Source organism: Butyrivibrio sp. (assembly GCF_015056685.1).
Classification (GTDB): Bacteria; Bacillota; Clostridia; order Lachnospirales; family Lachnospiraceae; genus Butyrivibrio.
Window position 1 is genome coordinate 14,886 of sequence record NZ_SVFW01000029.1, and the last position, 13,614, is coordinate 28,499.

Genomic DNA, 13,614 nt, shown 5'->3' on the forward strand with positions numbered 1-13,614 from the left:
ATTTTTATCTCCAAATCACAAAAGCTTTTTTAGTTCTTCATAAACAAAACCGGCATAAATAAAAGCTCCCTCTGCCCGAAGATGAGCGTTATCCCCTTTTCCTTCAGAACTTGCAGGATACATCAAAGGGCGTAGATTCATATAAATCTCTCTGCAGGCATCTTCCCCGATTGCTGTATTATAATCTGCGGTTTTTTTACCCAAATCTATTACACCTGTTCCAAGTTCACTTCCGATTTCAAGACACTTTTCTCTATACTCAGGAAAAGAAATCCTGCACCTGCCCTTATCATCAAAATCTTTCATGGCTATGGCTGTAACAAGCACGGGATGTGCCTTTTTCTCCAAAACAGGATTTATGTAATCATTTATAAGTTTATCCTTGTAGGCATCCGGGGTAATGTACCTCTCTTCCTTTTCCTTGTTGGCATCATTGTGAGCAAACTGATACAAAACATAGTCTCCTTCACTCACATTTTTTAACAGATCAGCCCATCTGCCCTCGTCAAAAAAGCTTCTGCAGCTTCTTCCTGCCATTGCCCTGTTATCAATTACCAGATCAGCCATTTCATACCTTGTGACATTATCAAATTCCGTGTCCCCAGGATGAGCTACTACTACATCCTTATCACTAAAATACTTCCAGAGCATGGCGCCCCAGCCGCACTGGGGAAAATCCTTTGTTTTATAGGTTTGAACTGTAGAATCACCAGCCAGAAAAATTGTTGTCTTTTTCATTCTTATTTCCTTTTTATAAAAATTTATTGCGCACTTATCATTTAAAAGCTCTCAGGTAAGTACTCTTTTGCAAATTCAAGTGCCACTATAACATTGAGACACCACTGTGCAAAAACATTGGTTGAAACTTTGGGGATTTCATTTAAAACAGCCTGATTTCCCGCATTTTTAACCTCGATGGTCTCTATACAGTTTTGTCCCAGCTCTGTATCAAGGCTATCTTTAATGATTTCCCACACCTTTTTTCCAAGTCTTTCATCCTTGTAGTAATGAGCACCATAGGCAATTACTCCTGCTGCCATAAAGGGATATGAAAACTGCCTGCTTCCGATAAGTCCACCAGTTATCCTGTTTTGCTCCTCATTACTTAGCGGATAAAAGCATCCATAATCCGCAAGCATTTTATCCCAATCAGGATCATCCAAAAGAAGTGTCATTTCAAGCCATGTCTGCTCGGATCCCTGACATATTGAAAGATGGCTTCCGCCGGTAGCCCTGTCTCCGATGTAGCGAAGGTGGCTGCTTTTTGGATCATACTCAAAATCAGTTCCTGACAAAAGCTTTAACTTTGTCTTTTTAAGATCTTCTATACCTGTGCAAATCTTTTCACGATATTTTTCATCCCTGCTAACCTCCCACCAGGTAAGCCAGTTCGAGCAAAAGCTGCTCCAATCCGGACCTGTACGGGCATGGGTTGGGTAAACCATATCTTTTTTGTCAAAGAAAAATCTAAGGGGATCCGTCTCAATAGTTGCAAAATCCGCGTCCTTAACCTCTTCAAAAATATCAAGTATCCTTGGATCACCTGTGAGATAATAATACATCCTGTCATGGCCTGCCATGGCTATTCTGGGCTCCTTACAAGGGCATCCCCAATGTCTTACATTGTGTCTCGAACCAAGTCCCTTATATTTGCCAAAGTGATATACATCAACTTCAGAACAGTGCCTTGTCATGGCTTCGCACAGAATAAATGCGTCTACTCTCTGTGTTCTTAAAAAATAAAACCACAGCCAGAATGTTGGCACAAGTTCGGTATTCTGCCACGCATAGCCGCCCATATCATAGCGCCATGAATGCCTTTCGCTATCATAGGTATGCATAAAATCCCCGTAGTTGAACATTCCGTACCACTTCCTGACTTCAACCTCATTTTTGTAAAACTCAAAAGCTGCATCCAGCTGATTCTCCAGCCAATTTTCAGCCTCGGTATTTCTTGACCTAAGGCTCCAGAATCCAAAGGCTCTAAGCTCATGGTAATATTCAGGATCAGCCATATAAAGCGCCCTGTACTGAGCTTCATTGTATGCCTTATCCAAGGCTTCATCGTCAGGAATAATTTCATCTGAAAATCCTATGCTATATTCACAAGTATTGGCTATCCCAATGGCACTTGCTCCAAATACATCAAATCCCTCATAGTAAGTCTGGGAATAGCCCCTTGTGTCATAGTGCCTAAAATCCATTGCCTTTGCATCCGGCGGAATCAGCCAGATCGTACCGGTTGTTTTTTCCTTTGAAAGTCCCTTTACAGCCAGTGTAGACGGATACTTTTGCCAGAAATCTTTAAGAGCAAGTGTTATGGAACCCGATTCACTTCCGTAAGCCAACACTCCTTTTGCTCTGTGACCATGAAGTCCGTCAATATAACAGACATTTTCCTTTCCTGTTTTTTTGCATATCAAAAAGTGTTCACTGCTATCCTGAAAAAGGCGCCACTCATCCCATACAGGCATTTCCATTGAAGCTTTTAAGGCATCGCGCCCTTCCTGGGATCCGTCATCAAACTTCAGCTCTTTTCCCAAAATCTGGTCATGGTATATCTGCGGTGCAACTCTTGGATGCCAGCAAAGCAGCATAGCTCCCGCTTCATGAAAAACTCCGTTATCAACAAGTGCTTTAACATGCCTGTTGTATTGTGGGCCTTTAGTTTCTGAAACAAAGTTAATCCCAACTCCTTTAATAGCCTCTTTTTCCTCATCAATATCTATGAAAAGAGTATGTGTAAACTTAAAAGAACTACTATCCCTATAAACTTCCATGTAAATTGAAAATGGAAGCTTTGTTACTTCAGGATCCTTTTCTAAAACATGCACCCCTTCAATCTTAATTACAGCTTTAAGACTTCCCTTTTCAACCACTTTGGCACTTTTAATAAGCCCTATATACTTTTCCACATGCACATTAAGATCGTCGATTCTGCTTTCAATCAAAGCCTCGCAGGTTGCTTCATTTAGCACTCTTTTACCATCTAAATAAACATCTTTAAAAAGGTAATTTCCTTTTTTGCAGACACATAACTTTAACTTTCCTGCCTCAATGCATATTTTTTCATTATCTTCACTTATAAGAATTTCTTCTTCAAGTCCTTGATTCAAAGCAATATCCAGTGAGACTTTTTCTCCCATTAAATCTGAAAGAGCTGTATGGCAAGCCCATTTCACGCTTCCATCCGGCCAGTAGGATAATACTTTTGACTGAACAGGCACGTCCCCCTTTTCACCTTTTAATGAGAAAAAAGCTTTGTCAGAAGATACTTTTCCCTTTTCCCACATACTTCCAAAGTTTGTATATCCTGACTTTGCAAGTCCCTCTAATCTCTTAAGTTCCATGCTACTCCCCTTTAAAATTTGAGCCGCCGCATAAATATGCGACGGCCCGCCTTTGCAATCTTAATTATTTGTACTGTGCATTAACTTCATCAATGATTGTTGAATATCCACGATTTAATACATCATCCCATGCTGCCTTAAGGCCTGCTTCATCAATCTCACCACAGATGTACTGTGTACGAGCCTGTGAAATCTTGTCATCAAGGTCTTTACCCTGTGAAGCATATGTTGTTGAGTTGATAAGGTAAGGAAGTGCAGGATTGAGAACAGCGTACTGCTCTGCATCAGCCTTAACTTCAGCTTCAAGAAGCTGACGCTCTGTCTTTTCCTCTGAAAGCTCTGACTCAAGGTTAGGAATGTAAGCTACAAGCTGGTTAAGTCCGTTGTAGTTAGCCTTAAGTGCATCATCTCCATTGTCAAGTCTTACAACGTTTCCATCTGCGTTAATTTCATAGTTTACGCCTTCGAGACCAAAATTTGTAAGAACAAGCATCTCTTCATCACACATCTTGTCGAGGAATGTAAGGGCTGCTTCTACCTTTTCAGGTGTGTCACATGTTGAAGCAGAAAGTGTGAAGTATCCGTTGTAGCCTGATGTAGCCATTGTCTTGCCATTGATATTGCTAAGAAGGTTCATGGAAGCAAACTGAGAAGCATCTGTAACAGAAGGAATCTCATTGTTTACAAAGTAATCCCATACACGTCTTCCACCATCAAGAACGTCGATGTAAACACCGTTTTCGCCGTTCTTACATCCGTCTGACCATGTGTCTGTTGTACGGGAAGCCCAGTCTGAAGGCATAAGTCCTTCTTCATAGAGTTTCTTGAACCAATTAAGAGCCTCAAGGTACTCAGGCTGCTGCCATACAGGAATGAGTTTGCCATCAACCTCAGCCCAACCGTTACCTACGCCAAACCATGTCTGCATGATATCAAAAGGACCTGTGTATGATGTCATTTCAAGACCGATTGTATCGTCCTTGCCGTTTCCGTCAGGATCGCCATATGTGAACTGATAGAGCATATTGTAAATGTCATCAATTGTCTTTGGCTCAGATATTCCAAGAGCATCTGCCCAGTCCTGACGATAGGATACGCCATATCTTCCAAGTACACGAGCTCTGTAAATACCGATCTGCTTGCCGTCAACTGTAAGTGACTCTGCCACTCCTGCATTCTGTTTTGAAAGATTTGGATATTTCTCAGTATCTTTTAAGTACTCTGTAAGATCAACAAAAGCACCCTGCTTGGCTGCTGTTACAACAGTACCTGTAACTGAGCCGTTCCATGTCATGATCATAGGCATTGAACTTGGATCCTGCATTGCAAGTGTAGCCTTTTCTTCGAGTACATCACTCTGTACCCACTGGATATCTACATCTATGCCGGTATGTGACTCAAGAGCCTCCATAGTCTGTTCTGCATAATCACCTGTATTAGAAGCACCGGAGTTAAAATCGATTGTCATAAATGTTACTGTAGGGTACTCAACAGGAGTCTCAGCAGCTGCTGTTTCTGAAGCAGCTGAAGTAGCTGTACTTTCTGTCTGCTGTGCATTGTCAGTAGTTGTCTGCTGTGTGTCTGTGCCGGTTGTAGTGGATGCACCGGATCCACAAGCTGCAATCCCCAAAACCATGCTTGCACTAAGTAATGTTGCTAATAGTTTCTTTTTCATTTGGTTCCTCCTTAAGAAAGAAAATGTTATCTGAATCTCACTAAATGAGAGTTCATTCTTTACAGAAGTGCTAAGTTAAATGTCTGAAAAGGATATTGTTGCATAAGCAATTTTGCGAGCCTTTGCACTCGTCGGTACTTGATGACGTTTTTCGTCATCTTAGTACCGCTACGAAGCGCAACGGAGCGAAAACGTCCGCAAAATGATTATGTAAAATATCCGCTCTCAGCCTTTCACAGCACCCACCATCACACCCTTTGTAAAGAATTTCTGTACAAAAGGATATACTACAAGGATCGGCACTGTGGCGATAACCGTAGTAGCCATCTTTACTGCCTTATCAGGCGGTGCACCGTTTGAGTCATAATAATCCATCATAACATCTGTTATAGCACTTGCCTTCAGGACAATATTTCTAAGCATAATCTGAACTGTGTACTTATCTGCCGATGAAAGGTAGATCATGGCGTTAAAGTAATCATTCCAATATCCTACCGCATAAAACAGAGATATTGAAGCCAGAACCGGTTTTGAAAGAGGCAGTACTATTGTAATAAATGTCTTTATCTCACTGGCTCCGTCAATATAAGCCGCTTCCTCAAGTTCAAGCGGAAGCTCCTGGAAAAAGTTCTTTATGATGATCATGTTAAAGGGGCTTATGGCGCCGATAAGTATAAGTGCTGCATATGAATCATAAAGTCCGTATGCTCTCAGTACCATGAATGTGGGTATCATTCCGCCTGAAAAAAGCATTGTAACGATTACCATGTTCAAAACAAAATTTCTGCCCCTGAAGTGCTTTTTAGAAAGAGGATAAGCAAAAGTTGTGGACAAAAACATGTTAACAATTGTTCCAAAAAAGGTAAGTATAACTGAATTCTTAAGTCCCAAAAGAATGTTTCCGTTGTTTATCGCATACTTATATGCATTCAAAGACCAAACTCTTGGAATAATGAAAAACGCTCTTTCTGTAAGCTCTCTGTCTGTGGCAAATGAACCAGCCGCAATATAAAGGAAAGGAAGAAGTGTGATTACTCCAACGAGTCCCATAAAAGTATATATGATAACGTCGGTTATTCTGTAACCAAGGCTCATTTTTATACCGTGTGAGCCTGTTTTTAACGCTTTAGTATTTGCTGCCATTAGTATTTCTTCCTCCTTTCTTAATAGATTCCTGATTCGCCGGCTTTTTTAGCTGTCCAGTTAGCACCCAGAACCATTATCATTCCGACTATGGATTTAAACATACCTGCTGCGGTAGAGAATGAATACTGCGCATTCTGAATACCTCTTGTGTAAATGAAAGTGTCAAATACCTCAGCAAATGCAACGTTAAGGTCATTTCTCATAAGGAATATCTGCTCATATCCTGTATTTAAAATTGAACCTACTCTCAAAATAAGCATGATGATAACCGTTCCCTTGATTGCAGGAAGTGTGATATTCCACATCATCTGCCATCTGCCGGCACCATCAACCCTTGCAGCTTCATACATTTCCTGATCTACGCCTGCAAGCGCTGCAAGATAAATGATAGTTCCATAACCTGTCTCTTTCCAGATATCCTGTCCTACTATAAGTCCCCAGAAATATTTACCACTTGTAAGAATAGGAACTGAAGAGCCTCCAATAGCTTGAATCAACATATTGATAAGACCATCGTTGGTGTTGAAAAGCTGATAAGATAGACTGGCTACTATAACCCATGATACAAAGTGTGGAATATAGATAAATGTCTGTACTGTCCTCTTATACCAGCTGTGTCTTATTTCATTAAGTAAAAGCGCCAATATAATTGGTGCCGGGAAATAAAATACCAACTGCAGTAATGAAATTCCCAACGTATTTCTAAGTAGTATCAAAAAATCCTGATTGGAAAAGAACTGCTTGAAATTGTCCAGTCCCACCCATGGGCTTCCCCATATTCCCTGGAATGGAGAATAATTTTTAAATGCAATGACCAGTCCTCCCATGGGCACATATCTAAACATTATAAAGTAGATAAGTCCAGGAAGAAGCATAAGGTATAATCCCTTATGTCTCATCATATATGCTAAAAATCCAGGATCTTTAGTATAAAAGACTTTGCCCTCTGAAGTGACGATCTTGCGATAGCCTTTACGCTTTTTAGTGCTATCAGCCATGTCAACCTCCCGTTTTCGTAAATTTGACAGGTTTCGTTTTATTTTTCTCCTGTCGCATGAGCAAATTATATAAAAGCGGAAATAATGACGTCTATAATCATTTTCTTGCATAATAAAAACGCCCAAACAATAGGGCGTTTTTACACGTATGTTTTGTGCATAATGCTGTGTCAATAAAATGATTATGCCTGTTAAAGTCAGTAATTTACTGATCATTTTTGATGGCCTGTCTGTATTTACCGGGAGTAGTTCCTTCCATCTTGTTAAAAAACCTGATGAAATTCTGAGCATTGGTATAGTTTAGCCGCTCCGCTATGGCTCCTACTGTCATATCAGTGTCTTTTAAAAGTTTTTTGGCCATATCAAGCTTATACTGCTCAATATACTCAGTAAACGTCATTCCCTTTTCTTCTTTTAGGATTCTCCAGATATATGAAGTATGGTAACTTAATATTTCAGAGCATTCATTAAGTGTAATATTGCCCTCTTTTTCCTCCACAAGCTGTTCGATAGCCATCATAATGTTACCGGACTGACTGTCAATAACTTCATTCTGATAATGAATAAGAGGATCTATCATATTAAACTTTATATATTTCCTGACTCTGTTGAGATCTCGGTAATCAATTATAGCAGAATATATCTGTCCCGGAGTTTCCCTGAATACACCTGTTCCGGCGCCTGAGCCTTGAGCTTCAAAAATAATGTCATTTACAAGCTGCATCAGTACGGGAATTGCGCTTTCTCTTTTTAAGTCTTTTTCGATAAGGCTTTTAAAGAACTCATCTATTATTTCATATGCTTTTTCTTTATCACCTTTTCTAAGGCTCTTTTGGAGAACTTTCGCACTTTCTTCATCGTACTTTAATTCTCCCATCCCAGCGTCCTGTCTGTAGTGACTAAGATAACTTCCATTATCTATTTTTCCAAAATGAAGGGCCTGAACACTCTCCATATATGCCTTGTTAACAAGATGAATGTCCTCGTATGTAGAACTTATGCCAACTCCAATGTTCATGTGATACTTTTCATACACAAACTGAGTCATTGTATTGTAAATTCTGTAGACTTTTTCCCTCTCTGTTTCATTATCCTCACCGGGAAGGAATGCTACAACGCCTTTGGCATAGTAAACAGGAGGAAGAACTTCTTCATTTACAAATAATCCCCTGAATTCATCGATTATCTCATTGCATATGCGCTTATCCTCTTCAGAAGAAATTGTAGTTTCCTCTCCAAGAGATTTTAAAACATAGGTAAGAACCCTGAACTTTGCAGGAACCTTGTCCATGAGAGATAGTCTGTACAAATATTGATCGATTTCTTTTTCAGTAAGTTCATCCCTGTAAAGCCTTGTGGCAAATAAAACAGATGTCTGATTTATAAGCTCAGTATTTTTACTATCCAGCTTCTTTATGCTGTTTGTCAGATACTTAAGCTCGTCTTCGCCGGGCTTTAGATTCTGATCATTATTCCTCGAAACTTCCAAAGCTGCCGTTTTGATAGGTTTATAGATGCTTCTGAAAACAAATGCAGCTACCAGAAGAAGTAAAAGTATTATGACAACAAACATCATAAGATAGGTCCATTCAAAGGCAATTGACGCATCCGCATCATACGAGACAATAAGCCTAAGTCCTCCAATATCAGACTTCCTACTGCTTACATATAGTTTTCTTCCGTCAAGTGACTTCACATGGTCATATCCGCCTTGTTCAGCAAAAAGTAAAGCATCATTGATACTACTGTCAGTTGAAAAGATTATTTCGCCATCCGATGATAAAAGCAGTGCATCCTCATTTTCATGGAGCTGATTATTAAGGTCATTTGTTATTTGATTTAAATTAATATTAACTATAATAAGTGAATATGGAATGACTTCAGAAAATGGTGCAAAAAGCACAAGATCAAGGCCACTTACAGGAACAGTCATTCGGTACTGCCTTGAATTCTTATCAGGCGCCTCTCCGCCAACATATACCCAAAGGTTTTTGGTGTAGGTTTCTCTGTAAGTATCGTAAAGCTGGGTAAGAACGTCCAGATTTACAACCTCTGTAGTAGAGTATCTTCCTCTGCTGCCCAAAACAGTTCCTGTTTTAAAATTAACCAGCGTATAGGCAGATACATAATCAGAAACTATATTTTTCCCGGCAAGAGTCTCTGTTCCCTTTGTAATGGCACTTACCTGGCTGTAATCCACATCGTTTTCCACAAGAAATCTTACTTCATCGTTGGATTCTGTGGACAAATAATATTTATGTACAGTCATAAGACTGTTTTCTATACTTGCCATGATATTTTCTGTATCTTTTGCAAGCTCAGAGCTTTTTAGCTGAGAATTTCTGTCAAGCTGCCCCTTAAAAAATACAATACCAAAAGATAACACTACTACAATCATGAGTAGTGTTATCGCTATTAAAACCCTATATTTATAGCCAATGTTTTTTAGCATAAGAAAATAACTATTCCCCTTTTAATCCAATATGGAGACCTTTTTTCCATTATTCCTTTGTCCCCAAAAAACTCTAAAGCGTTCTATATTTTGCAACGATATCTTCGATTGCATCAATCTCAGTATTAGGAGCAGACGGTTTCTGTCCCGATACTATGTATTTTAGCATTTCCTGAAGTTTTTTACTATGTTCATGGGAAAGATTGATAGCGCTATCATGCGCATCAAAATTAGGTCTGCCATTACAGTACAGAAAAATATGGCTGATGCCATCATCATAACCTATATCAGGATGTGTTGTGAGAATTGTACTGGCTTCATAGTACATATCAATCTTTTGAAGTCCACCTACTACTTATAGATTTTCTCCTTTTCATCCCATCGTACGGATAACTTCAGCACTATTCTTTATTTTTATCCGTACAATATGGTCATTTTTTGCTCAATGATCTTTCCTTTTACGGATAAGATTGCATGTTGTATGCTGTCTTATCCGTACGTCACGCGGGAAATGAAGTGTCTACTGACAGATTGTACGGATAAGATTGCATGTTGTATGCTGTCTTATCCGTATGTCACGCGAAAAATGAACTATCTACTGACAGATTGTACGGATAAGATTGCACTTTATCAGCATTTTTATCCGTACATCGCCAAAAGTACCGGAATTTTCTATACATACATCTTTATTCGATGTTTTCTCCCCAAAAGATATCAGCAAAAAGATACAGAACATATAATTGTATAAAAATGTTGATCTGGGCATATAGCTCTACACATCCTTGAAAGTAGCCATCCCTACTGTTCTCGGATTCAGAGCCAGAGGCCCTTGTACGCAGGCAATTACATACTCTTATACAAAAAAGAAGCACGCATGTTCAGCGAACAGCCAAACATGCGTGCATTTATTTATAAATACTTGAATATAATTTTATTAGATTGTTTCACCGCCAAGTACTGCAAGGAGTCTTAAGAATCCGCAATAGCCATTTTTATCAAGAAGGCTCTTCATATCATATCCTGCAGGAATAACAACTTTGTATCTCTTGCCGCCATAATTAAATACTACGTTTACATCAATATCACTTCTGGCTGAAAGAGCTTCTACCATCTTGTAATCAATTACTGAAGGCTTGTCTGTAACAAGGTTAAGAGCACCGTTTGCAGGAACTGACGCTACATTATTTATAACAGCTTCCTTGTACTGCTGTGGTGTAACCTTTCCAACGCTGAATGATATTGTCTGAGCTGGCTTTTCTCCACTGATTGCTGCTACAAGCGCTGCCTGCTCAGGGTTAGATGCTGCATTTGCCTGACCGGATGTACTTGTAATAACTAGTGCACCAGGCTGAGTAAGAGTAGGAGCAGTCTGAGTAACTTCCTCAACTACTACTTCATAGTCATTACCGCCTGATGAAGAATTATCACCAGTTGAAACAGGTCTAAGTACTGCCATAAGGTTGATTCCACCCTTTACATTATTCAGTGTAAGTGAGAAGGTTCCATTTCCGTTATCAACAACTGTTACATTTTCTCCACCACTGATTGTGTAACCTTCAGGGAGCTTTGCAGCTACTGCAAATGCCTGGTTGATCTTTGTTGTAAAGTATTCCTTACCGTTAATTTCCTGCTTGGATGTATCTTTATCCACAGTAATGCTGTAATCTGCGTTAGACTTATCATCCTGTTTGATTATGTAGTTGATAGCACTTACTACTGAATCGTAAACATTTTTAAAGCCTTCATAGCACTCAACACGATAAGGTATTTCACCGATACCCTCAACGTAGCGGGTACCAAGTTTTCCATCACTTATTGCCTTTGCACCCTCAACAGCATAGACTGTTATCTGAGGCATTTCTTTTAACATTTCTTCAGCGACTTTCTTATTTCCCTCTTCATTGTATTTAACATCAAGATCCTCATAATACTTGTACATTTGAAGCTGATCATCAATATTGATTCCATACTCTTCACCTTTAATTGTTCCAAGTACAACAATAGATCCGGCCTTTCCGTCTCTGTCATTGTCGATCAGGATACCATTTTTCTTACCGGTAACATCGCCTTCTACAACAATTGTTCCGTTACCGTCTGTATTAATACCATTGCTGCTAAACTCGTTCCAAACTGAAGGCTTTCCTGTAGAGCCTTCATCGACAATATAGTATTCCTTCTCTTTACCATTTACTATTTCTGTTTTCTTTGTAAAAGAAGCTCCTTCTCCATTTACATATTCTGTTCCGGAATGAGTTATTTCTTTTCCATTAGATACCACATTGCCGCCGACATTTAATGTGCTATTTCCTTTTACAACAGCACCATTTTCTCCTGCTGTAATAGTTCCTTTAACTGTAACTGTCGCTCCATCCTCAACATATACTCCGGCATCTGCTCCACCGGTACCTGTTGTAGTATCATACTCAACAACTGAAGAAGGAGCCTCTCCATCATTGTCAGGATGGCGATACATCTCATGCGTTACCCCAGTATCAGTCCTTTCTGTTATCAGCTTTGATGCATCCACATCACCCTCTACTGTAACTGAGGTGCCCTCACCACTGGCTGTAACCACTCCTATACCATTTCCGCTTTTCTCAGGTGATAAAAGATATTCATCCTCATTTGATGTAACGTCACCTTTTACGGTAATATCTCCACCCCAATAAGCATTGACATTTCCTGTAACGTCTCCATTTACTGTTACTTCTCCATTTTCTGCATATACAGCTGTTCCCTCATCTACTGTAACATCGCCATTAACAACTTTATCCATGTCGCTGCTTGCACCGACTGGAGTTGTCTGATCACCTTTGAGCACTTCTTCAGCTGCAAAAGATGTAAAACCAAAAGTTGCAACCATTGTAATAACCATTGCCGTAGCAGTAACCTTAGCTAAAAGCTTCTTGTACATAACACTATGTCCTCCAAAACATATATAATTCATAATTCACAACGAAGTCATGTTAGCATAAACCAAACTCGGCAAACCATTAAAACATTATAAAATTAATGGTTTTTAGAATATGTTTTTCACTATTTCTTTTCCCTGATGAAAATCATATTCAGATAAAAAAGAATGTCGCTTGCGACATTCTCGCGCCGAGCGCGGTTGCATTTATGCAACATCTTCCAATCGCGCGAGTGCGCTTCCTTAGCGGAGCGATTTTTTAAATCATAGGAAGCTATGATTTAAAAAAACTAAGGTCCAAACCACCTACCCATCTGCTATAATAGGCAATGTAGTGTATTAAACATTATTTTTTGGGGGTTACAAAATGAGCAAGTTAATTTATGAAAATCCGCTTGCATGTGAGGAGGACATTTCAAAGTTCATTCTTGAAGGCAGTGCCAGGATCAGTTTTCCAAATGGGGCTATGAGGCTTGAGAATGCCTTGTCTGCCAGTGAAGGGCAAAAAGCGAACTACGTTTTATGGTGTCCTGAAGCGTTTCCTTCTGATGTGAAGATTGAATGGGAATTTCGTCCGTTAAAAGAGCCGGGCCTGGCCATTATGTTCTTTGCTGCGAAAGCCAGAAGTGGCGGAAGTATATTTGATGAGAGTTTAAGCAAAAGAACCGGTGAATATAAGCAGTATCACAGTGGCGACATCAATGCTTTTCATGTTTCTTATTTCAGAAGAAAAGAGCCCGATGAAAGGGCCTTCCACACCTGCAATCTAAGAAAAAGCTACGGCTTCCACCTTGTAACTCAGGGGGCAGATCCTATTCCTGATGCATCACCGGAATCTGAATGGTACAAAATAAAGGTTATAAAGAATAAGAACAAAGTCACTTTCCATGTTAACGACTTACAGATATTTGAATTTGTTGATGACGGTCACACATATGGCGACCTATTGACAGGCGGACACATAGGTTTCAGGCAATTGGCTCCTATGGTCGCAGAATACAGAAATCTTCGGGTAACATGGCTTTGAAAAAAATAGACTAAGGGACGGGGTTGTAGGTCAACCCCGTCCCTTAGTTCTTTGC

9 protein-coding genes are annotated in these 13,614 nt (G+C 39.6%); 1 reads left to right on the forward strand and 8 read right to left on the reverse strand.

Going from position 1 to position 13,614, the window contains the following annotated elements; genetic code table 11:
- Positions 1-15: 15 nt before the first annotated feature.
- The 8 genes from E7303_RS11310 to E7303_RS11345 all read right to left on the reverse strand — a co-directional run bounded on the left by E7303_RS11310 (position 16) and on the right by E7303_RS11345 (position 12,535).
- Positions 16-738 (reverse strand): rhamnogalacturonan acetylesterase, encoded by a 723-nt coding sequence (locus E7303_RS11310; protein WP_292145396.1) that lies wholly within the window; start codon positions 736-738, stop codon positions 16-18.
- A gap of 41 nt (positions 739-779) precedes the next feature.
- A complete protein-coding gene (locus E7303_RS11315; RefSeq protein ID WP_292145397.1) occupies positions 780-3,350 on the reverse strand; it encodes an exo-rhamnogalacturonan lyase family protein in 2,571 nt (856 codons plus the stop codon).
- 64 nt (positions 3,351-3,414) lie between these two features.
- On the reverse strand, positions 3,415-5,025 hold the full coding sequence (locus E7303_RS11320; protein ID WP_292145398.1) for an extracellular solute-binding protein: 1,611 nt from the start codon (positions 5,023-5,025) through the stop codon (positions 3,415-3,417).
- A gap of 225 nt (positions 5,026-5,250) precedes the next feature.
- Positions 5,251-6,168 (reverse strand): carbohydrate ABC transporter permease, encoded by a 918-nt coding sequence (locus E7303_RS11325; protein WP_292145399.1) that lies wholly within the window; start codon positions 6,166-6,168, stop codon positions 5,251-5,253.
- Positions 6,169-6,188: 20 nt separating this feature from the next.
- Positions 6,189-7,169, reverse strand: a complete 981-nt coding sequence (locus E7303_RS11330; protein ID WP_292145400.1) for an ABC transporter permease — start codon at positions 7,167-7,169, stop codon at positions 6,189-6,191.
- 205 nt (positions 7,170-7,374) lie between these two features.
- Positions 7,375-9,621 carry an AraC family transcriptional regulator gene (locus E7303_RS11335; protein WP_292145402.1) on the reverse strand — a complete coding sequence of 749 codons (2,247 nt, stop codon included), beginning with the start codon at positions 9,619-9,621 and terminating at the stop codon, positions 7,375-7,377.
- A gap of 73 nt (positions 9,622-9,694) precedes the next feature.
- The gene (locus tag E7303_RS11340; protein ID WP_292145403.1) at positions 9,695-9,949 is read right to left on the reverse strand and encodes a hypothetical protein; all 255 of its coding nucleotides are present in this window, start codon (positions 9,947-9,949) and stop codon (positions 9,695-9,697) included.
- A 606-nt stretch (positions 9,950-10,555) separates the two neighbouring features.
- Positions 10,556-12,535 (reverse strand): hypothetical protein, encoded by a 1,980-nt coding sequence (locus E7303_RS11345; protein WP_292145404.1) that lies wholly within the window; start codon positions 12,533-12,535, stop codon positions 10,556-10,558.
- A gap of 364 nt (positions 12,536-12,899) precedes the next feature.
- Between E7303_RS11345 and E7303_RS11350 the strand changes: the two genes are divergently transcribed.
- Positions 12,900-13,559 (forward strand): DUF1961 family protein, encoded by a 660-nt coding sequence (locus tag E7303_RS11350; protein ID WP_292145405.1) that lies wholly within the window; start codon positions 12,900-12,902, stop codon positions 13,557-13,559.
- The last annotated feature ends 55 nt before the right edge of the window (positions 13,560-13,614 follow it).

Coding starts and splice junctions, on each gene's coding strand:
- E7303_RS11310 (WP_292145396.1), bottom strand. CDS start 738: ATGAAAAAGACAACAATTTTTCTGGCTGGTGATTCTACAGTTCAAACC.
- E7303_RS11315 (WP_292145397.1), bottom strand. CDS start 3,350: ATGGAACTTAAGAGATTAGAGGGACTTGCAAAGTCAGGATATACAAAC.
- E7303_RS11320 (WP_292145398.1), bottom strand. CDS start 5,025: ATGAAAAAGAAACTATTAGCAACATTACTTAGTGCAAGCATGGTTTTG.
- E7303_RS11325 (WP_292145399.1), bottom strand. CDS start 6,168: ATGGCAGCAAATACTAAAGCGTTAAAAACAGGCTCACACGGTATAAAA.
- E7303_RS11330 (WP_292145400.1), bottom strand. CDS start 7,169: ATGGCTGATAGCACTAAAAAGCGTAAAGGCTATCGCAAGATCGTCACT.
- E7303_RS11335 (WP_292145402.1), bottom strand. CDS start 9,621: ATGCTAAAAAACATTGGCTATAAATATAGGGTTTTAATAGCGATAACA.
- E7303_RS11340 (WP_292145403.1), bottom strand. CDS start 9,949: ATGTACTATGAAGCCAGTACAATTCTCACAACACATCCTGATATAGGT.
- E7303_RS11345 (WP_292145404.1), bottom strand. CDS start 12,535: ATGTACAAGAAGCTTTTAGCTAAGGTTACTGCTACGGCAATGGTTATT.
- E7303_RS11350 (WP_292145405.1), top strand. CDS start 12,900: ATGAGCAAGTTAATTTATGAAAATCCGCTTGCATGTGAGGAGGACATT.